22 protein-coding genes are annotated in these 19,487 nt (G+C 66.9%); 13 read left to right on the plus strand and 9 right to left on the minus strand.

The window, feature by feature from the left end:
- Nucleotides 1–61: 61 nt before the first annotated feature.
- The 3 genes from HBE63_RS26130 (at nt 62) to HBE63_RS26140 (ending at nt 2,661) form a co-directional block, all read left to right on the plus strand.
- The gene (locus HBE63_RS26130; protein ID WP_166907536.1) at nt 62–697 is read left to right on the plus strand and encodes a TetR/AcrR family transcriptional regulator; all 636 of its coding nucleotides are present in this window, start codon (nt 62–64) and stop codon (nt 695–697) included.
- 72 nt (nt 698–769) lie between these two features.
- On the plus strand, nt 770–1,732 hold the full coding sequence (locus tag HBE63_RS26135) for an SAM-dependent methyltransferase (RefSeq protein ID WP_166907538.1): 963 nt from the start codon (nt 770–772) through the stop codon (nt 1,730–1,732).
- Nucleotides 1,729–2,661 (plus strand): class I SAM-dependent methyltransferase, encoded by a 933-nt coding sequence (locus HBE63_RS26140; RefSeq protein WP_166907540.1) that lies wholly within the window; start codon nt 1,729–1,731, stop codon nt 2,659–2,661. Before HBE63_RS26135 ends, HBE63_RS26140 begins: the two co-directional genes overlap by 4 nt.
- A gap of 67 nt (nt 2,662–2,728) precedes the next feature.
- Here the strand turns inward: HBE63_RS26140 and HBE63_RS26145 are convergent, their stop codons facing one another.
- Nucleotides 2,729–2,926, minus strand: a complete 198-nt coding sequence (locus tag HBE63_RS26145) for a hypothetical protein (protein WP_166907542.1) — start codon at nt 2,924–2,926, stop codon at nt 2,729–2,731.
- Between the two features lie 118 nt (nt 2,927–3,044).
- Entirely contained in the window at nt 3,045–3,224 is a 180-nt protein-coding gene (locus HBE63_RS26150; RefSeq protein WP_166907544.1) for a hypothetical protein, read from the minus strand.
- Nucleotides 3,225–3,450: 226 nt separating this feature from the next.
- Here HBE63_RS26150 and HBE63_RS26155 point away from each other — a divergent pair, with 226 nt between their 5' ends.
- From HBE63_RS26155 to HBE63_RS26180, 6 genes are read left to right on the plus strand one after another with little or no spacing between them, the layout of a single operon-like run.
- Entirely contained in the window at nt 3,451–4,314 is an 864-nt protein-coding gene (locus HBE63_RS26155) for an SDR family oxidoreductase (RefSeq protein ID WP_044514433.1), read from the plus strand.
- A gap of 5 nt (nt 4,315–4,319) precedes the next feature.
- Complete coding sequence (locus tag HBE63_RS26160) at nt 4,320–5,291, plus strand: NADPH:quinone oxidoreductase family protein (protein ID WP_166907545.1); 972 nt, start codon at nt 4,320–4,322, stop codon at nt 5,289–5,291.
- A gap of 33 nt (nt 5,292–5,324) precedes the next feature.
- Nucleotides 5,325–6,020 (plus strand): haloacid dehalogenase type II, encoded by a 696-nt coding sequence (locus HBE63_RS26165; RefSeq protein WP_166907547.1) that lies wholly within the window; start codon nt 5,325–5,327, stop codon nt 6,018–6,020.
- Between the two features lie 9 nt (nt 6,021–6,029).
- Complete coding sequence (locus tag HBE63_RS26170) at nt 6,030–6,752, plus strand: methyltransferase domain-containing protein (RefSeq protein ID WP_166907549.1); 723 nt, start codon at nt 6,030–6,032, stop codon at nt 6,750–6,752.
- Nucleotides 6,749–7,255: a DUF456 domain-containing protein gene (locus HBE63_RS26175; RefSeq protein WP_166907550.1), complete on the plus strand. Its 507-nt coding sequence runs from the start codon at nt 6,749–6,751 to the stop codon at nt 7,253–7,255. Before HBE63_RS26170 ends, HBE63_RS26175 begins: the two co-directional genes overlap by 4 nt.
- Nucleotides 7,252–7,782, plus strand: a complete 531-nt coding sequence (locus HBE63_RS26180) for a YceI family protein (protein ID WP_208301214.1) — start codon at nt 7,252–7,254, stop codon at nt 7,780–7,782. Before HBE63_RS26175 ends, HBE63_RS26180 begins: the two co-directional genes overlap by 4 nt.
- An 82-nt stretch (nt 7,783–7,864) precedes the next feature.
- On the opposite strand, the gene HBE63_RS26185 is transcribed toward HBE63_RS26180, so the two are convergent.
- Together HBE63_RS26185 and HBE63_RS26190 are read right to left on the minus strand one after the other, a co-directional pair.
- Entirely contained in the window at nt 7,865–8,671 is an 807-nt protein-coding gene (locus HBE63_RS26185; protein WP_166907553.1) for a tyrosine-protein phosphatase, read from the minus strand.
- The gene (locus HBE63_RS26190; RefSeq protein WP_166910221.1) at nt 8,668–9,912 is read right to left on the minus strand and encodes an acyl-CoA dehydrogenase family protein; all 1,245 of its coding nucleotides are present in this window, start codon (nt 9,910–9,912) and stop codon (nt 8,668–8,670) included. Before HBE63_RS26190 ends, HBE63_RS26185 begins: the two co-directional genes overlap by 4 nt.
- A gap of 55 nt (nt 9,913–9,967) precedes the next feature.
- Here HBE63_RS26190 and HBE63_RS26195 point away from each other — a divergent pair, with 55 nt between their 5' ends.
- Complete coding sequence (locus tag HBE63_RS26195) at nt 9,968–10,429, plus strand: nuclear transport factor 2 family protein (protein ID WP_166907555.1); 462 nt, start codon at nt 9,968–9,970, stop codon at nt 10,427–10,429.
- Here HBE63_RS26195 and HBE63_RS26200 read toward each other — a convergent pair.
- Together HBE63_RS26200 and HBE63_RS26205 are read right to left on the minus strand one after the other, a co-directional pair.
- On the minus strand, nt 10,375–11,649 hold the full coding sequence (locus tag HBE63_RS26200; RefSeq protein WP_243858297.1) for an MFS transporter: 1,275 nt from the start codon (nt 11,647–11,649) through the stop codon (nt 10,375–10,377). The genes HBE63_RS26195 and HBE63_RS26200 overlap by 55 nt on opposite strands.
- A gap of 46 nt (nt 11,650–11,695) precedes the next feature.
- A complete protein-coding gene (locus HBE63_RS26205) occupies nt 11,696–12,577 on the minus strand; it encodes a LysR family transcriptional regulator (protein WP_166907557.1) in 882 nt (293 codons plus the stop codon).
- 43 nt (nt 12,578–12,620) lie between these two features.
- Here HBE63_RS26205 and HBE63_RS26210 point away from each other — a divergent pair, with 43 nt between their 5' ends.
- Nucleotides 12,621–13,271 (plus strand): response regulator transcription factor, encoded by a 651-nt coding sequence (locus HBE63_RS26210; RefSeq protein WP_166907559.1) that lies wholly within the window; start codon nt 12,621–12,623, stop codon nt 13,269–13,271.
- 1 nt (nt 13,272) lies between these two features.
- On the plus strand, nt 13,273–14,439 hold the full coding sequence (locus tag HBE63_RS26215; protein WP_166907561.1) for a sensor histidine kinase: 1,167 nt from the start codon (nt 13,273–13,275) through the stop codon (nt 14,437–14,439).
- A gap of 6 nt (nt 14,440–14,445) precedes the next feature.
- On the opposite strand, the gene HBE63_RS26220 is transcribed toward HBE63_RS26215, so the two are convergent.
- Entirely contained in the window at nt 14,446–16,077 is a 1,632-nt protein-coding gene (locus HBE63_RS26220; RefSeq protein ID WP_166907563.1) for an LCP family protein, read from the minus strand.
- Between the two features lie 91 nt (nt 16,078–16,168).
- On the opposite strand from HBE63_RS26220, the gene HBE63_RS26225 reads away from it, so the two are divergent.
- Nucleotides 16,169–17,083 (plus strand): alpha/beta fold hydrolase, encoded by a 915-nt coding sequence (locus tag HBE63_RS26225; RefSeq protein ID WP_166907565.1) that lies wholly within the window; start codon nt 16,169–16,171, stop codon nt 17,081–17,083.
- Here HBE63_RS26225 and HBE63_RS26230 read toward each other — a convergent pair.
- Together HBE63_RS26230 and HBE63_RS26235 are read right to left on the minus strand one after the other, a co-directional pair.
- Nucleotides 17,058–18,197 (minus strand): acyl-CoA dehydrogenase family protein, encoded by a 1,140-nt coding sequence (locus HBE63_RS26230; RefSeq protein WP_166907567.1) that lies wholly within the window; start codon nt 18,195–18,197, stop codon nt 17,058–17,060. The genes HBE63_RS26225 and HBE63_RS26230 overlap by 26 nt on opposite strands.
- 105 nt (nt 18,198–18,302) lie before the next feature.
- A complete protein-coding gene (locus HBE63_RS26235) occupies nt 18,303–19,463 on the minus strand; it encodes an ROK family transcriptional regulator (RefSeq protein ID WP_166907569.1) in 1,161 nt (386 codons plus the stop codon).
- Nucleotides 19,464–19,487 lie beyond the last annotated feature (24 nt).

Below are 19,487 nucleotides of genomic sequence, written 5' to 3' on the forward strand. Positions count from 1 at the left end.
TTTAACGCACACAAACGTGACAGCATCGGGACTCCCAGGTGACGTGTGGCACAATTTGACTGTGGCCCACACAGCGAGCCGAGGTCCGGGACGTCCTCCCGCAGCAAAGGCGGCGGAGACGCGTGAGCGCATCGTGCGTGCTGCCCGTGAAGTTTTCAGCGAACTTGGCTACGACGCAGCTACATTTCAGGCAATCGCGATTCGCGCCGATCTCACCCGTCCGGCAATCAACCACTACTTCAGCAGCAAACGTGTCCTGTACCGCGACGTGGTCGAGCAGACCAACACGAAGGTGATCGCCGCGGGCATTGCCAAGGCGCGGGAAGCCACCAGCCTGCTGAACCGGATTTCAGCGTTCTTCGCCGCGGCGATGGATGCCGAGTCCACCGACCGGTCGGCGGCCGCGTTCCTGGTGACCTCCGTGCTGGAAGCGCAGCGCCATCCCGAGCTCGTCTCCGAGGAGCACGACGCATTGCGTAGCTCGCGGGAGTTCGTCAAGTGGGCGGTCGACGAGGCGATCGCAGCCGGGGAGCTGACCACCGACACCGACATCCCGGCCATCGTGGAGATGCTGGTGGCGGTGATGTGGGGGATGGGCTTTTATGCCGGCTACGTGGGGCAGCGTGACGAGGTGGCCGTCATCGTCGACAAGTTCGAGCTGCTGATGGCGAACAAGCTCTGGCAACTGCGCGATTGAGGCGTCGGCGCCGTGAGGTGCCCCACATCACCGCATAGCCTGCCTAACTTAGTCGGTAGCATTGTTTGGCAAATGACTGATCTGAGCGATGTACGGCCGGGTCGGGCCGAAGGCGACAGTTGGGACATCACCGAGAGCGTCGGGGCGACCGCGCTGGGGGTGGCTGCCTCCCGTGCTGCCGAGACGGCGCAACCCGAACCCCTGGTTCGCGACGAGTTCGCCTTCCTGCTGGTGGCGGCCGCCGGTCCGGCGTGGGCGCAGTTGGCCGGTAGCGAACCGCACTGGATCGGTGACGATCCGGAGGCCCGCCGCATTCACGACATGGCCCGCAACTACCAGGCCGTGCGCACCCACTACTTCGACGACTACTTCACCGAGGTCACCCACGACGGCATCCGCCAGGTCGTGATCCTGGCCGCGGGCCTGGACTCGCGGGCGTTCCGGCTGGACTGGCCGACGGGCACCACGGTCTACGAGATCGATCAGCCCAAGGTGCTGCACTACAAGACCGAGACGCTGCGGGCCCACGAGGCCGTCGCCCGCGCCGAGCAGGTCCCGGTGCCGATCGACCTGCGTGAGGACTGGCCCGCCGCCCTGGTCGAGGCGGGCTTCGACCCTGAGCAGCCCACCGCGTGGCTGGCCGAGGGGCTGCTGCCGTACCTGCCTGCCGAGGCCCAGGACCGGCTGTTCGAACTCGTCAGTGCATACAGCGCACCCGGCAGCCGCGTCGCGGTCGAGGGCTTCGTCATGGATCCGGCGCGCTACACCCCGGAGAAGCGCACCGCTCGACGGGCCCGCGGCGAGCACATGCGTACCTCGCTCGGGCTCGACATCGATGTCGACGCCCTGATGTACACCGGTGACGAGCGGGCCGCCGCTGCCGAATGGCTCGCCGCGCACGGCTGGGAGGTCGACGCGGTGGCCAGCACCGACGAGATGGCCCGGTTGGGTCGCGCGGCCGACGCCGACGAGCTGGCTGAACTCGGCTTGGACAGCGTGCTGTTGCGCGCCCGATTGGACGGAGAAACCCGATGAGCTCACTGCGAAGTCACGACGACACCTGGGATATCGCCACCAGCGTGGGGTCGACGGCCGTGATGGTCGCCGCTGCCCGGGCCGGGGAGACCGGACGCGAGAACCCGTTGATCCGTGATCCGTACGCGGCGATCCTGGTGGCCGGAGCGGGGACGGGCTTTTGGGAGACGCTGCTTGATCAAGATGTCGCCGCCAAGATCGCGGAGGTCGATGACGAGGCCGCCAAGATCTTCGAGCACATGGGCAGCTACCAGGCTGTGCGCACACACTTCTTCGACGAGTACTTCACCGATGCCGCCAAGGCGGGCATCCGCCAGATCGTCATCCTGGCTTCTGGCCTGGATTCCAGGGCGTACCGGCTCGAGTGGCCCGCCGACACCACGGTGTTCGAGATCGATCAGCCCAAGGTGCTGGAGTACAAGGCCGAAACCCTGGCCGCCCACGGCGCGGAGCCGACGGCGCAGCGCCGCGAGGTGGCCATCGACCTGCGCCAGGATTGGCCGAAGGCATTGCGGGAAGCGGGCTTTGACGATTCTCAGCCGACCGCGTGGCTGGCCGAGGGCCTGCTGATGTACCTGCCCGCCGATGCCCAGGATCGGCTGTTCGAGCTCGTCACCGAGTTGTCGGCACCGGGCAGTCGGATCGCCGCCGAGACCGCCGGGGTGACCGCGAGCGAGCGCCGCGAGGAGATGCGCGAGCGTTTCGAACGCTTCGCCGCGCAGTTCAACATGGAGCAGGCGCTCAACATCCAGGACCTGATCTACGAAGATCCCGACCGTGCCGAGGTGACCGAATGGCTCGGTGCCCATGGCTGGCGCGCGGACGGAGTGCACTCGCTCGATGAGATGCGCCGGCTGGGTCGCTACGTCGAGATCGAGCATGACGACAACCGGGCGTTCTCCACGTTCGTCACCGCTGAAAGGCTCTGAGCCCGACCTCTGACATAGCGAAAGGGGCGCCCCGATTGCGGGGCGCCCCTTTCGTTTTCGTTGCCGATCAGCGGTTCGACGTCGCCTTGGTGCGATTCACATGGGTGTGCTTGACGGTGGTGTCGACCTGGGGAGCGGTCGCCTTCTGGTGCATCTGATCTACCCAGAGGTGGTGGTCCACTCCGGCTGAGGCGGGTGCAGCCAGGCCCAGGAGGGCGGTGGCGAGTCCGCTGACGAGCACTGCGGGAATTCCGAACTTTTTCATTAACTTCTATCCTTTTGGGAACACATTCCACCGTGAGTCAACCTGCTGACCTGGGGGTTTATTCCTACTAAACGCCGGCGGGCGGGGTGACAGTGGTCACCCCACAGTCGGCGGAGCCTCAGTGGCTCTGGTGCACAGTGGTGTCGACGTGCGGCACGGTCACGTGCGGGCCGATTTGATTCAGCCAATCGTGGTGGGACACATCGGCCGAAGCCGGGCCGGCCAGGCCCAGGACTGCGGCGGCCAGACCGCTGGCGACAACTGTTCCGATCCCAGCCCTAATTCCGAACTTCTTCATTCTCACTACCTCTTTCCGATCTCTTTTCTTGATTAGTTCAACTAAAGCTGAAGGCGGTTGATTTCCCGATCGGCGACGTTGGCGGCAATTGACCGCTCGCTGGCAGAAACACGTCAGCCGGACCCGAACGGGCGGTAGCCGACCCGGTTGACCCGTAGTTATTCGCCCGCCGTATACAGGAGGGGAGTTGTGCCGTTTTGTGGCCCGTTATCGAGGAGGAATCCCCATGCCAGGAGTGCAGGATCGCGTCGTCGTCGTCACCGGAGCCGGTGGAGGATTGGGCCGTGAATACGCCCTGACGCTGGCCCGTGAGGGCGCCAGCGTCGTCGTCAACGACCTCGGCGGTGCCCGTGACGGGTCCGGCGCCGGCCACAACATGGCCGATGAAGTGGTGGCCGAGATCAAGGCCGCCGGTGGCCGGGCCGTCGCCAACTACGACAGCGTCGCCGAGCAGGCCGGCGCCGAGAACATCATCAAGACTGCGATCGACGAGTTCGGCAAGGTCGACGGCGTGGTGAGCAACGCGGGCATCCTGCGTGACGGCACCTTCCACAAGATGACGTTCGAGCAGTGGGACGCTGTCCTCAAGGTTCATCTCTACGGTGGCTACAACGTCATTCGGGCCGCGTGGCCGCACTTCCGTGAGCAGAGCTTTGGCCGCGTCGTCGTCGCCACCTCCACCAGCGGCCTGTTCGGCAACTTCGGTCAGGCCAACTACGGTGCCGCCAAGCTCGGCCTGGTCGGCCTGATCAACACGCTGGCCCAGGAAGGCGCCAAGTACAACATCAAGACCAACGCGGTCGCGCCGATCGCGGCCACCCGCATGACGCAGGACATCCTGCCGCCCGAGGTGTTCGAGAAGCTCACCCCCGAGTACGTCGCTCCGGTGGTGGCCTACCTGATGACCGAGGAACTGCCCGACACCGACTCGGTGTTCATCGTGGGCGGCGGCAAGGTCCAGCGCACCGCGCTGTTCCAGAACGACGGCATCACCTTCACCGAGGTGCCCTCGGTCGATGACATCGCCGCCAAGTGGGGCGAGATCACCGATCTGTCCGCCGCTCAGCAGGCCAGTTTCAAGCTGGGTTAGAGCGAGTGAAAGCGCTGGTAGCGCAGGCACTTACCGGTACATCCGGGCTGGTGTACGCCGACTTGGATGATGTGGCTGACCCTTCGGGAAATATGGTGGTCATCGACGTCGGCGCCGCCGGCGTCTGTTTCCCCGATCTGCTGTTGTTGCGCGGTGAATACCAGCTGCGGCTGGAACCGCCGTTCACCCCCGGCATGGAGGTGGCCGGAACGGTGCGCTCGGCACCCGAGGGCTCGGGATTCACACCGGGACAGCGGGTGTCCGCGATGACGATGCTGGGCGGTTACGCCGAGCAGGTGGCGGCCCTGCCGGCCAACGTGATCCCCACCGCCGACGGGCTTGATGACGGCCAGGCAGCGTCGCTGCTGGGCAACTACTACACGATGCAGTTCGCGCTGGCCCGTCGCGGCGGTCTGGTGCCAGGGGAGACCGTCCTGGTTCTCGGCGCGGCCGGCGGCATCGGTGCTGCGTCGATCCAATTGGCCAAAGCCATGGGCGCCAAGGTCATTGCGATGGTGCACCGGTCCGGGGCCGAGGAATTCGTGTCGTCGCTTGGTGCCGACGTGGTGTTGCCGCTGACGGACGGCTGGCGCCAGGCGGTAATGGACGCCACCGGAGGTGAAGGCGTCGACCTGGTGGTGGACCCGATCGGCGGCGCGCCCTTCGACGACGCCATCCGGGTGCTGGCACCCGAAGGTCGGCTGCTGGTCATCGGATTCGCCGCCGGCGGCGGGATCCCGACGGTCAAGGTCAACCGGCTGCTGCTGCGCAACGTCAGTGTGGTCGGGGTCGGCTGGGGCGAGTTCGTGCGTCGGAGGCCGGCCGCCCAGGCTCAGGTCGGGGCCGAGCTGACGAGGTTGGTGGCCGCCGGGCTGCGTCCGCCGCCGCCGGTGCGGTTCCCGCTGTCCGAGGGTGCGGCCGCACTCGATGCGCTGGCCAACGGGCAGGTGCGCGGGAAGTTGGTCCTGGAGCCCTGATGAGCGCTTGCGCGAAGAACATCGAGCCCTAGCATGAAAGCCCTCGCCTTCGATGTGTTCGGGACCGTCGTGGATTGGCGGTCCAGCATCATCGGTGAGCTGGAAGCTTTCGGCAAAAGCCACGGGCTGCATGGGGATTGGCCGGCTTTCGCCGACAATTGGCGGGCCGGCTATGCCCCGGCGATGGACCGGGTGCGCCGCGGTGAGCTGGCGTGGACCAGGATCGACGATTTGCATCGCGCGATCCTGGTCAACCTGCTCGACGCGGCGGACATCCGGGCCTCCGACGCTGACATCGACCACCTCAACCGGGCCTGGCACCGGCTGGATCCCTGGCCGGATTCGGTGGCCGGGCTGACCCGGCTCAAGCAGCGCTACGTCATCACGACGTTGTCGAACGGCAACGTCTCACTGCTCACCAACATGGCCAAACATGCCGGGCTGCCATGGGATTGCGTGATCTCGGCGGAGCTGTTCCGGCACTACAAGCCCGACCCCGAGGCGTATCTGGGCTGTGCCGACCTGCTCGACATCGCACCTGAGGAACTGACGCTCGTCGCCGCCCATCCTTCTGACCTGCGCGCGGCTCGCGCGGCCGGGCTCGGGACCGCCTATGTGGCCCGGCCCCTGGAGTTCGGGCCCGATGGGGCACCGCACGACGTCGCGTCCGACGACTTCGACATCATCGCGACGGATTTTGTCGACCTCGCCGACCAGCTCGGTGCGTAGCGTAGGGGTGTGGACACCGCATCGAGTCAGGCACTGCGCAAGGCACTGGATCTCCTGATCGATCCGCCGGCCGAGCCGGACGTCGGCAAGGGGTATCTCGACCTGCTGGGCGACGGCAGCGACGCCCCGAAGAACGCGGGATTCATCCAGAAGGTGTGGGCGTCCCCGCTTGGGTCGAAGCTCTACGACAACGCTCAGGCCCTGGGCCGCAAGCTGATGACGGCGTGGCAGGAACCCACCGAATGGCTCAACATCCCGCCCGGCGGCCTCGCGCTCGATGTGGGTAGCGGTCCGGGCAATGTGACGGCCGCGCTCGCCCGGTCGGCCGGGCTGGACGGGTTCGCGTTCGGTGTGGACATCTCCGAGCCGATGCTCGCCCGCGCGGTCGAGGCCGAAGCGGGCCGTCAGGTCGGTTTCCTGCGCGCCGACGCCCAGAAGCTTCCGTTCCGGGACGGCGTCTTCGATGCGGTGACGTCGATCGCGGTGCTCCAGTTGATTCCCGATGCGGAGGCGGCACTGGCGGAGATGGTGCGGGTGCTGCGTCCCGGCGGGCGGATGGCGATCATGGTGCCCACGGCGACGAACCGGGGGCCGGCGCGGCTGTTGTCGAAGGGCGGCGCGCGCTTCTTCGCCGAAGATGAGCTCGCCGATCGGTTCGAGGAGCTGGGTCTGGAGCGGGTGCGGTCCAAGTCCATGGGCACCATGCAGTGGGTGCGTGGGCAGAAACCGTGAGCACTCTCGGCGTTGTTCTTGTCGCATTGGTGATCGCTGTCGGACTTCTCGGCATCGTGCTGCCCGTCCTGCCCGGTGGCGGATTCTTGGTCTTCGCCGCGATCGCGGTGTGGGCGATCTGGGAGGCCAGGGCCAGTACAGAGAACGCCACCGTCGCTTGGGTGACGCTCGGGGTCGCGGCGGTGTTCTTCGTGACCGCCGAGGTGATCAAGTACGTCTGGCCGGTACGCCGGATGCGGGCCGCCGAGGTGGGGATCTGGAGCCTGATGGCCGGTGGGGTGCTGGGCCTGATCGGGTTCTTCGTCATCCCCGTGATCGGGTTGGTGATCGGATTCGTCGCGGGCGTGTATCTGGCCGAGTTGGCCTCGCGTCGCGATTACCGGCGGGCCTGGACGTCAACTGTGCACGCGCTCAAGGGAGTTGCACTGTCAGTCGGGGTCGAGTTGACCGGAGCACTGTTGGCCACCATCACGTGGGTGGTGGGTCTGGTGATCGCCTCGTGACGCAGTGGGACCTGGGCCCCGATTCGGGCGAGCTGCTGCTCCGTACCGGTGTGACGGGCAGCGCGTCGCGGATGGGTCATCGGTTGACCATCGCGATGCGCTCGTGGCACGCGACGGTGGAATGGGATGGCGAAGAGCCGGCGGCGGTGGAGGTGACGGTCGACCTCGATTCCCTGGACGTGCTGCGCGGCGAGGGCGGGATGACGCCGTTGACCGGCGCCGAGAAGGTGCTGATCCGTTCCAATGCGTTGAAGACGTTGCGTGCAAAGAAGTTTCCGCAGGCTCGTTTCCGGTCCACATCGATCGAGCGCTCCGGTTCTGTGGTCCGGCTCGTGGGGGTTCTCGACCTTGCCGGCCGCTCCGCTGAGCAGACCGTCGAGGTTGAGGTGGTTTCCGACGATTCCTTGACAGGCGCGGCTTCGGTGCGGCACAGCGATTTCGGCGTCAAGCAGTACTCGATGCTGATGGGCGCGATGAAGGTGGCCGATGAGGTCGGGGTGAGTCTGGCGGTGACCCGCCCGGCCTGACGGTGGCGAGTCACAGCTGTCACAGATTTCGACGCGTGTCCCAGCGCCGCGACTCCTGTGACTCCTGATCACCGACCGGCCGCTAGCCAACCAGGCTGGCCCGCAGCGCGGCGAGTTCCTCAGCGGACACCCCCGACGCCTCGAGAAAACCTTGCACCGACCCGTAGGCCGCGTCGAGCTTCCGCCACGCCGCGTCGAGGTACTCCTCACGCACGCCCAGCACATCGTCGGACAACCGGGCCTCGGCAAAGGTGATGGCCTCGGCCGAATCCGCGCGGGCGCGCACCGATTCCATGATGCGTTCCCGCAGGGCGAAGGTCGCGTCGTTGCTGCGCAGGAAATCGGTGATCACCGCGTCACGGTTCACGCCGACAGCGGTGAGCACCGTCGCCACGGTGAACCCGGTTCGGTCCTTGCCTGCGAAGCAGTGCGCGATCACCGGGCGATTCGCCCCGAGCAGCGAAATCACCTGCCGTACCGCGGTATGCGCGCCGGGCAGGCCGGGGAACTCCTCGTAGACCTCGGTCATGTAGCGGCGCGCCGAGGCGGAGACGTCCTCGCCATCGGGTGACTCGGACATCACCCGCTGAAACGTCGACTCGTGTGGCGCATCCTGATTGGAGTCGTCGTCCGGGTGGAACGGCAGCATATGCACCACGACGCCGTCGGGGACCTGTCCCGGCCCGCGCCGCGCGACCTCCTGATGTGAGCGCAGGTCGGCGACGTCGGTGATGCCGAGCCCGCGAAACGCCACGCGGCCGTCATCGGTGAGCCGGCTCAACTCACTGGAGCGGTACAGCAGGCCCGGTCGGATTCCGGCGATCTCGGCGACGTCCCGAAAGTTCCATGCCCCCGACAGTTCGCCCAGGTCGGTGCCGTTGCTGGTCATTTCGCTGTCACCGCCGCCGTGCCCGATTGGCGGCTCGCCGCCGAAGCCAGCGCGGATTTCTCCCGGCCCAGTTCGGCACGCGCGATGGTGCGCATGTGCACCTCGTCGGGCCCGTCGAACAATCGCATCGCGCGGTGCCAGCTGTAGAGCCGCGCCAGCGGCACATCGTCGCTGACCCCGGCCGCGCCATGAACCTGGATGGCTCGGTCGATGACATTGCAGGCGATCTGCGGGGCCACCGACTTGATCTGGGACACCAGCACGTGGGCGGCCTTGTTGCCCTCCTGGTCGATCATCCACGCCGCCTTCTCGCACAGCAGCCGGGCCTGATCGATCTCGTTGCGGGACTTGGCAATCGACTCACGTACCACACCCTGCTCGGCCAGCGGCTTACCGAAGGCGACGCGCGTCTGCACCCGGTCGACCATCAGCGCCAACGCCCGCTCGGCCGCACCGAGCGCCCGCATGCAGTGGTGGATACGGCCCGGCCCCAACCGGGCCTGGGCGATCGCGAACCCGCTGCCCTCCTCGTGAAGCAGGTTCTCCGCCGGCACCCGGACATTGTCGAACACGATCTCGCAGTGCCCGTGCTGATCTTGCCAACCGAACACCGGCAGCGACCGCTGAATATCCACCCCGGGGGTGTCCACCGGCACCAGGATCATCGACTGCTGCTGATGTGACGCCGCGTCCGGGTTGGTGCGGCCCATCACGATCAGGATCTTGCAGCGCGGATCGGCCGCCCCGGTGATCCACCACTTACGCCCGTTGATCACATAGTCCGCCCCGTCGCGCAGCATCGTCGTCTCGATGTTGCGGGCATCGCTGGACGCCACCGCCGGCTCGGTCATCGCGAAGGCACTACGGATCTTGCCGGCCAGCAGCGGCTCCAGCCACTGCTTGCGCTGCGCCTCGTCGGCGAACAGGTGCAGGGTCTCCATGTTCCCGGTGTCCGGCGCCGCACAGTTGAGAGACTCAGGGGCGATCTCCAGGCTCCACCCCGACAGTTCGGCCAGCGGCGCGTACTCCAGATTGGTCAGGCCGGACTCCGAGGGCAGGAAGAGGTTCCACAGGCCCGCGGCCTTCGCCTTGACCTTGAGCTCCTCGACCACCGGGGGCACCGTGTGGTCCTTCGGCCCTTTCTCGTCCCGGTAGGCGTGGTAGGCGGCCTCGGCCGGCAGCACATGTTCGGTCATGAAGTCGGTCAACCGGGAGTGGTAATCAGCCGCTTTGGCCGACATCGCGAAGTCCATGCGAGCCACGATAGCCACATGGTTAGACAGGTAGAAAGGTGGTATGACCGACAGTCGCCCGCCGTTCCCGCCCTTCACTCTCGAAACAGCCCTGCAGAAGGTCCAAGCCGCCGAGGACGCGTGGAACACGCGTAACCCGGAGAAGGTCAGCCTGGCGTACACGCCCGATTCGCAGTGGCGTAATCGTGACCTGCACATCGTCGGACGCGAGCAGATCGTGGAGTTCCTGACCGCGAAATGGGAGCGCGAATTGGACTATGTATTACGGAAGGGGCTCTGGTCTTTCAGCGAGGACCGGATCGCAGTGCGGTTCCAGTACGAGTGGCATGACGCACAGGGCCAGTGGTACCGAAGCTACGGAAATGAGTTGTGGCAGTTCACACCCGAGGGTCTGATGGCCCGGCGGGAGGCCAGTATCAACGATGTCGCGATCGAGGAGTCGCAGCGGCGCTACTTTGGTCCGCGTCCGCAAGCGGAGTACGGCCGGGACATCGAACTCTGGTAGTTGCGCGGCTCGCCGCGGTGGTACTCACGCGTGGCGAGCGTCAAGGCCAACACCCCGGCCAGTACGGCCAGACCGATCACGGTGCCGGCCACGGCGGGCCACCCCGCGGCGTCGAACGCCAGCCCGCCGACCCAGCCGATGACGCTGGATCCCGCGTAGTAGAAGAGGTTGTACAGCGAGGACGCCTGGGCCTTGCCGTCACCTGCGGCGGCGCCGACCCAGCCCGAGGCGATGGCATGCGCACCGAAGAACCCGGCGGTGGCGATCACCAGCCCGATCAGCACCACGAAGACATTGCCGGCCAGGGTGATCGCGACGCCGGCGATCATCGTGGCGATCGAGCCGAGCAGCACGCTCTTGCGGCCGAACCGGCTCGCCTCGGCGCCGGCCCGTGCCGAGGCCCAGGTGCCGGCCAGGTACGCCAGGAACACCAGGCTGACCACGGTTTGCGGCAGGTTGAACGGGGCGGCCATCAACCGGAATCCGAGGAAGTTGTACATCGCCACGAAGCCGCCCATCAGCAGGAAGCCCTGGCTGTAGAGCACCAGTTGACGAGGTGAGCGCAGGTTCTCGGCCAGTCGACGGCCCAGGCCACGGCTGCCGGACGGGGTGAAGCCCCGGGCCGGCGGGGCGAGTTTGACGAATGCGAACGCCGACAGACCGCACAACACCGCGACCACGAGCACGCCGACGCGCCAGCCGGCGAACTCGGCGATCGGTCCGGTCACGAGGCGCCCGGCCAGCCCGCCGATGGTGGTGCCGGCGACGTAGGTGCCTGCCGCGCGGGCGGCGTGCCCGGCGTCGATCTCCTCGGTGAGATACGCGATGGCCACTGCGGGCACCCCGCCCAGCATCAGCCCTTCGAGGAGCCGGCCGGACAGAAGTAGGGCCGTGCCCGGTGCCAGGGGCACGATCAAGCCGAGAATCGTTGCCGCGGTGATGGATATCGTCATGGCCTGGACTCGGCCGATGCGGTCGGCCAGTGCGGACCACGGGATGACGCCCAGCGCCAGGCCGACGGTGGCCGCAGAGATCGTCAGTGCGGCATGAGCGGCTCCGGTGCCCAGGTCCTGGGCGATCAGCGGGAGAACGGCCTGGGGGGAGTACAACTGCGCGAAGGTCGCGACGCCGGCGCAGAACAACGCGGCCAGCAACCGTCGGTACTCGGTCGAGCCACGGGGATGCCCCTGCCATTCAACGGAGGTCAGGGAGGTGGACACTCAGACGACGGTAGGACGCCGGCAAAGATGTGTCCAATGCATGATTTCAGTCAAAGTCATGAACATTATGCATGATGAATTCCGCCAGACGCGCCGCGGCGGGAGGCAGCGGGCGGTCGGCGTTCCACGTCAGCCCGATCTGACGTTTGGCCGAACTCTCCGACAGCGGCACGTACGCGGCCCCGGGTTCAGCGCGTTCGGGCCGGGGCACCGGGACGACCGCGACCCCGAAACCCGCGGCCACCAGCCCTTCCATGGTCGGGATCTCCATGGCCTCGAACACCACCGGTGGTGAGATACCGGCCTCGGCGCACAGTTCGTCGGTGAGCTGGCGCAACCCGAAGCCAGGTGCCAGAGCAACGAAGGGCTCGGCTCCGGCGTCGGCCAGCCGGATCCTGGAACGGCGGGCGAAACGGTGCTCGCGCGGCACCGCCAGGCACAACCGTTCCATGTACAGCCCGCGCCAGCGGTATCCGTCTGGCCGCGGCGAGGTGATCGCCAGGTCGGCCTCGCCGCCGGCCAGGCGTTCGACGATCTCGTGGGCCGCGCCCTGGAACAGCTCGAAGCGCACCAGCGGAGCCTCGGTCCGGAACCGGCGCAACAGATCCGGCACGTACCAACCGGCCTGCGAGTGCAGGAAGGCCAGCCGCACCGTTCCGGTATCGGGATCACGCAACTCGGCGATTCGCTCGCTGGCCGTGCGGATTTCGGCGATGCTGCGGCGGGCGTGCTCCAACAGGATGTGTCCGTAGGCGTTGAGCCGAAGCCGCCGGTTCACCCGATCGAACAGCGGAACCCCCACTTGCTCCTCGAGCCGGGCCAGTGCGCGCGACAGGGTGGGCTGGCTGATGCCGAGTTCGGCTGCGGCGTCGGTGACGTGCTCGGTTTCGGCGAGCACCACGAACCACTGCAGCTCGTCCAGATGCATACCGCCGACTCTAAACGCGCTGATCACCGACCCGCGCTGTGCCATGCTGTGGCGCATGGCCGAAAAGGTGCGGGTGGTCGTGGGTGATGACCACCCGATGTTCCGCGAGGGTGTGGTGCGCGCCTTGACCTCCAGTGGCGAGATCGACGTGGTGGCCGAGGCCGACAACGGTGCCGACGCACTGGAATTGATCAGGACCCACCAGCCACAGGTCGCCCTTCTCGATTACCGGATGCCACAACTCGACGGGGCCCAGGTGGCCGCGGCGGTCAGCCGTGACGAGTTGCCCACCCGGGTGTTGCTGGTCTCAGCGCACGACGAGTCGGCGATCGTGTACACCGCGCTGCAGCAGGGCGCGGCCGGGTTCCTGTCCAAGGAGTCCACCCGCAGTGAGCTGGTGAACGCCGTGCTGTCGTGTGCCAAGGGCCGCGACGTGCTCGACCCGAACCTGGCGGCCGGGCTGGCCGGCGAGATCCGTCGTCGCAACGAACCCGACGTCCCCGTGCTCAGCCCGCGCGAACGCGAGGTGCTCGACCTGATTGCCAAGGGCCTTTCCATCCCGGCGATGGCCAAGGAGCTGTACCTGGCCCCGTCGACCGTGAAGACCCACGTGCAACGCCTCTACGAGAAGCTGGGCGTGAGCGACCGGGGCGCGGCGGTCGCGGAGGCGATGCGCCGCCGGCTGTTGGACTGACATGGCAGGCGGGCGCGTCGTCGAATTTTTCACCACCCAACCGGTCCGGGTCTCGGCGCTGCTGCGGCTGCCACTGATCGGCCTGATCGTGGTGCTGGTCTCGGTGTGGGACGTCGACCACTGGTTGCCCGTCCTGTACGCGGTGATCCTGAGCGTGTACGCCGCCGTCGCGGTGCTGTGGTTGGTGGTGGTGTTCCGTGGGCCCATGCCGCCGTGGGCCGAGTGGGCCTCCACCGCAGTCGATGTGCTGGTGCTGGTCGCCCTGTGCGCGGTGTCGGGCGGGGCCACCGCGGCGCTGCTACCGGTGTTCTTCCTGTTGCCCATCTCCGTTGCGTTCCAAGACCGTCCGTGGCTGACCGCGCTGCTGGGAGCCGGCACCGCACTCGGGTACCTGGCGGTGTGGATCCTGTATTCCAAACGCGACGACAACGTGGGTCTGCCCAACATCGTCTACATGCACGTCGGCTTTCTGGCGTGGCTGGCGGTCGCGTCGGCTGCCCTGTCGTTTGTGCTGGCACGCCGCTCGGCACGGGTGCGGACGTTGATGGAGGTGCGTCGCCAGTTGGTATCGGAATCCACCCGGGCCGACGACCTGCGCAATGCCGAACTGGCCGAACACCTTCACGACGGGCCGCTTCAGACCCTGCTGGCCGCGCGCCTGGATCTCGACGAGATCCGCGAACGCATCCCGGATCCCGGCCTGGACCGGGTGCACGCCGCGCTGCAGGAGACCGCGGTCGGACTGCGCACCACGGTTACCGCGCTGCACCCGCAGGTGCTGGCGCAGCTGGGGCTCACCCCCGCGGTACGGGAACTGTTGCGGCAGTACGAGACTCGGCCGGATATCGCGGTGCGGGCGGACCTGGAGGACGTCGGGCGCCCCGTTGGGCAGGCGCTGCTGTACCGCGCCGCTCGCGAACTGCTGGCCAACATCAACAAACATGCCGGGGCAACCACGATTTCCGTTGGCCTCTACCGGTCGGGGGAGCGCGTCGTGCTGACCGTGGCCGACAACGGTAAGGGGTTCGACCCGTCGATATTGGCCCAGTCCGTCGCCGAGGGGCACATCGGGCTGGCCTCGCTGCAGGTGCGTATCGACGCCATGGGCGGGTCGATGGCGATCAGCTCGGCGGCCGGGTTCGGCACCCAGGTCCGGGTCACGCTGTAGCTGCGACTATTTCACGCAGGGAATGCCGGAGACCTTCATCTGGCTCAGGTCGGTGGGCGCCGGGGTGTAGGTGCCGGTCGCGGTGGCCGCCACCGTCGTCACCGGGGTGCTGGGCGTGGTCTCCTCCGTCGTCTCGCCGCTCGAGTCCCAGGTGGAATCCGACCCGGATTCCGACTCGGACCCCGACGACGATGTCGTATCGCTGGATCCGGACAGGTAATCGTCGCCGGGGAAATCGGTGCCCACCGTCAACTGCACCGTGCCGGGCACCACCTCCGACGACGGGTTCGCGATCACGCCGAGATCATCGGCCAGCGACTGGGCGGCGGCTTCGGCGCCGGTCCCGTAGTCGATCGTGGTGGTGGCAGCCAGCGATTCGCCGTCGCCGATCTGTCCCTCAGTGAATCCATGTGCGCCGAAGGTGGTTTCGAGTTGGGCGGCCAGTCCGCTGTAGGTGGACGCGTTGATCACGTCGAGCACCGCACCGTGACCATTGAGCGTCTGAGCCTTGCTGGAGGGGGCCGATGACGACGTCGCGTCGTCCTTGGAGACGAGGTCGTGCACGATCTTGCGGATCGTCGGTACATCCACGATGTTGATGTCCTCGCCGGAGGAGTTCTGGCTGAACTCCTTGATCGGCAGGGTGTAGAGCGTCGGGGGTTTGTCGGTCAGCGCGGAGGCACGTCGGGCAAAACTGGGCAGGTCGAATCCCGCATCGAGCGCGACGTTCTGCTTGACCACGCCCAGCAGGCTGCGCAATCCGGTCGGGCTGTTCAGCGTTCCACTCTTGCCCAGCGCCGATACCAATGCGGCGATGAACGCCTGTTGACGGCGGGTGCGGTCGAGGTCGGTGAAGTTCTCGTCGTTGACGTCGCGACGCTGACGCACGAAGGCCATCGCCTGGGCCGCGTCGATTTCCTGGACACCCTGGTGAAAGTCCGCCCCGGAGTAGGGGTCTGCGGTGTCGGCATTGAGGCAGACCGTGATCGGTGCCACGGCCTTGGCGATTTCGAAGAATGCGCCGAGAGTGACCTCGACGAAATGGTCGATCGGAATGCCGAGCAGGTTTCGGACCGTGGCGATCTCTGCCTTGCGGCCCGCCTCCCGGGCCTGCTGCTCATTCGCCGACGGATTTTCGGAGTCGGCCTCCAGCGATTCCATCTCGCGCTGATAGGCCCAACCGTAAGCCTGTTTGACCTTGCCCTTGCACGGAGAGATGTCGCACCCGGCCAGGTCCACATAGTCGTCGCGGGGAATGGAGAACGCGGTGGCCGGGCCGCCGTCACCGGGCAGGTGCACCACGATCAGCACATTGGCGTTGTAGCCGCCGACAGTCTCGTCACCGGCGTGCAGGGCCTGGTACACATCCTCGGGCAGCGGGTTGCCGTGCTGATCGAGCCGGCTGTCCAACCCCATGATCAGGATGTTCTCGGTGTCACCCGAGGAGACCGGACCACCATCGAGTGCATTGGAGGTGGTGATGCCGTCCAGGGCGCCGTGGTAAGTCACCCAGCCCGCACCGGTACCGGCCAGCACCGACGCCGCAACCAGGCCGACTGCGGCGCGTCGGGCCGCGCGCACGCCCCGACGCGGCATCCGGTGCCGGGGGGCGTTGGCGGCGTGGACAGGTGTGTTCATGGCACTGTCATTATGGGGCCGTTCGCTGGGACTCCGACCACCGGGGAAAATTGCTGGTCAACACCGATGTCTCGGCATTAGCGTGCACCAGGTGAAATTGCGCATGGCCGTGGGCGTGCTGGTGTTGGCAGTGTTGGCGTTGCTGCTGAACGAACTGGTGGTGGCCAAGGAGCATCGCCAGGCCGAGCCGTTCGCAGGCGGGCACGTGCTTGACCTGGACGGTCCCGACCTCAACGTGCGGGAGTACGGGCCGCCGGGGGAGCGAGCGGTGGTGTTGCTGCACGGCTACTCGTCCTCGATCGAGTGGTGGGAACGGGTGGCCCCGCAGCTGGCCCGCGATCAGCGGGTGATCGCGATCGATCTGGTCGGCCACGGCGGCTCGGAGGCGCCCGATGACACCGCCGCGTACCGCTCGGATGCGCAGGCCACGGCGGTACATGCCGCGCTGGTGCAACTCGGTGTGCGGCGCGCGGTACTGATCGGGCACTCGATGGGCGGAGCGGTCTCGGCCGAACTGGCCCGGCAGTATCCGGACCTGGTGGAGCGGCTCGTCGTCTCGGATACCCCCGGCGCCGATGATCTGGTCAGCATGCCGCTGCTCGGAAAGATGGTGTGCTGGCCGGTGATCGGACCGGCGCTGGACCTCTTCCGGGGCGTCGACGCGATCAGCGAGGATTCACTGCAGACCGGGTTCGCCGCGGACTACACCGTGCCCGACTACGCGCACCGCTCGTTGGAGCGGCTCACCTACACCGGCTTGTGCGACTCCACCGAGGGCCCACATCCGACCGTGGAAACGCTTGCCGCACTGCACAAGCCGGTGCTCGTGCTGTGGGGTGACGAGGATGCGCTGACCCCGACCGCGCCGAATGTCGCGCGTTACACCGCGGCCGGGTTGGCCCCCGTGGTGATCAAAGGGTCCGGGCACACGCCGATGGTCGAACAGCCGGATCGGTTCCTGGCCGCTGTGGCGCCGTTCGTCAGGACCCCAGTCCCCGCGAGATGACCAGGCGCTGAATCTGATTAGTGCCCTCGAAGATCTGGGTGATCTTGGCCTCGCGCATGTACCGCTCGACCCGGAAGTCGCGGGTGTAGCCGACACCGCCGAACACCTGCACGGCATCGGTGGTGACCTTCATGGCGGCGTCGGTGGAGATCAGTTTCGCGACGCTGGCCTGCGTCGAGTAGGGCAGTCCGAGATCGCGACGGCGCGCGGCATCCAGATAGGTGGCGCGTGCGCTGACCACCGCTGCGGCCATGTCGGCCAGCAGGAAGCCGAGGCCTTGATGGTCGATGATCTTGCGGCCGAACGTGGTTCGCTCATTGGCGTACCGGACCGCTTCGTCCAGGGCGGCCTGCGCGATGCCGACCGCGACCGCGGCGATTCCGAGCCGGCCGGAGTCCAACGCGGAGAACGCGATCGACAGGCCCTGCCCTTCGGTGCCGATCAGCCGATCGGCGGGCAGGCGAGCGTTGTCGTAGAACGCCGAGGTGGTCGGGACCGCGTGCAGACCCATCTTCTCCTCGGGTTTCCCGAAGCTCAAGCCCTCGAGATCGGCGGGGACCAAAAAGCACGAGATGCCCTTGGAGCCCTCGCCGGTGCGGCCGAACAAGGTATAGAAGTCGGCCTTACCGCCGTGCGTGATCCACGCCTTGGACCCGTTGAGGACGTAGCTGTCGCCGTCGCGGGTCGCCTTGCAGTTCAGTGCCGCGGCATCCGAGCCGGCCTGGGGTTCCGACAGGCTGTAGGCACCGATCTGGTCACCCGAGAGCATGCCGGGCAGCCAACGCTTCTTCTGCTCCTCGGTGCCGTAGGCGAGCAGCGGGTGCGACGAGAGGCTGTGCACGCTGACCGCGACGCCGATGGCCGCCCACCGAGCGGCGATCTCCTCGAGTACCTGCAGGTAGACCTCGTAGGGCTGACCGCCGCCGCCCCACTCCTCGGGCTGGGGCAGGCTCAGTAGCCCGGCCGCGCCAAGTTGGGCCATGACGCCTTCGGGGTACTTCTCGTCGCGCTCGTACTCGTCGACGATCGGGTCGAGGACCTTGTCGGCGACATCGCGGGTCAGCGCGATGAGGTCACGAGCGTCGTCAGAGGGCAGGAGGCGATCAACCGGCATAGTTGCACATCCTAGTTTCTCGGCGAGCAGACGTAGGTTCGCGTAGTTCCCGCCCGAAAAGTGCGAGTCTGTGTCTGCTGGGCAGGAAAGGTGATCGCTGGCGCGCTACGAACTCTGGGTGCGCAACAATCCGGCGATGTCGGGATCGAGTTGCTGCAGGGCGACGATGACCGCCACCCGGTAGTCGCGACCGATCTGTGAGCGCACGGTGGTGGTGCGGCCACGCCTCTCGGGTGGTCTGATCTCGTCGATACGCGCTTCGAGGGCGACGGTGAGTTCCTCGAACTCAGTGATGAGCCCGGAGAGGATCAGGATCTCCGGATCGAGGAGCGCTTCGATGAGGATTGCCGTGTGCGCGATCCGGTCGATCACGTCGCTGATGATCTTCTGGGCGACCGGGTTTCGACTCGTTTCCTGCGCCACTGCCTTGAGGTCGATGTCCCTCAACGGCACACCTTCGGTGTGCGGGGCGACCGGTTGCATGGCGTGCAGCGACATTGTGGCGTTGACGCACCCGACTTGCCCGCATGTGCACTTCGCGTTGCTGCCGGCGATGGGTACGTGCCCTATTGCGCCGGCAACTCCGGTTGCGCCCGCATACGGTCGTCCGCCGATAATCAGGCCTGCGTCGAGGTGACCTCCGCAATTGAGCACCAGTGCCGAGCGGACCTCCCTGGCCTTGCCTGCGATCGTTTCGGCAAGCGTCATGGCCTGCGTCGTGTCCTGCACGGCGGTCGGTATTCCGAGCGCACGGGATACCGACTTGCCGAGGTCCACGTCAGACCAGCCGAGCACTTTCGACTCGATCACGAATCCCGTTGCACTGTCGATGAATCCCGGTAAACAGATGCCCGCGGCAGCCACCGAACCGCCCGCGGGTTCGTCGATCAGTTTTTTGGCTATCCGGATGATCGACTTGATCACGGCTGCCGACGTTCGTCCGGCGGTGAGTGTCTCGTCTTCTCGGGAGATGTTGCCCGTTGCGTCAGCGACGGCGATGCGCGCGCGACGTTCGTCGATCCAGATGCCGAGGACCCGCCGTGCCTGCGGGTTGCAGCCGAGAAGTTTGCGAGGGCGGCCACGGTAGCCAGGACCCTCGACGCGCGAGTCCAGTTCGATCAAGGTCCCGTCATCGATCAGTTCACTCACGATGGCCGTGATCGACGGTCGGCTCAGACCGAGCCGATCAGCCAGGTCGGCCCGGGCCAACGGACCCTCGGTCCGCAACAGGTGAACGACCCGTTGGCGGTGCAGCAGGTGCAGCACCTGCGCCTCCTGACGTGTCGATTC

It is taken from the genome of Mycobacterium sp. DL440, from assembly GCF_011745145.1.
In the GTDB taxonomy this organism is placed as follows: Bacteria; Actinomycetota; Actinomycetes; order Mycobacteriales; family Mycobacteriaceae; genus Mycobacterium.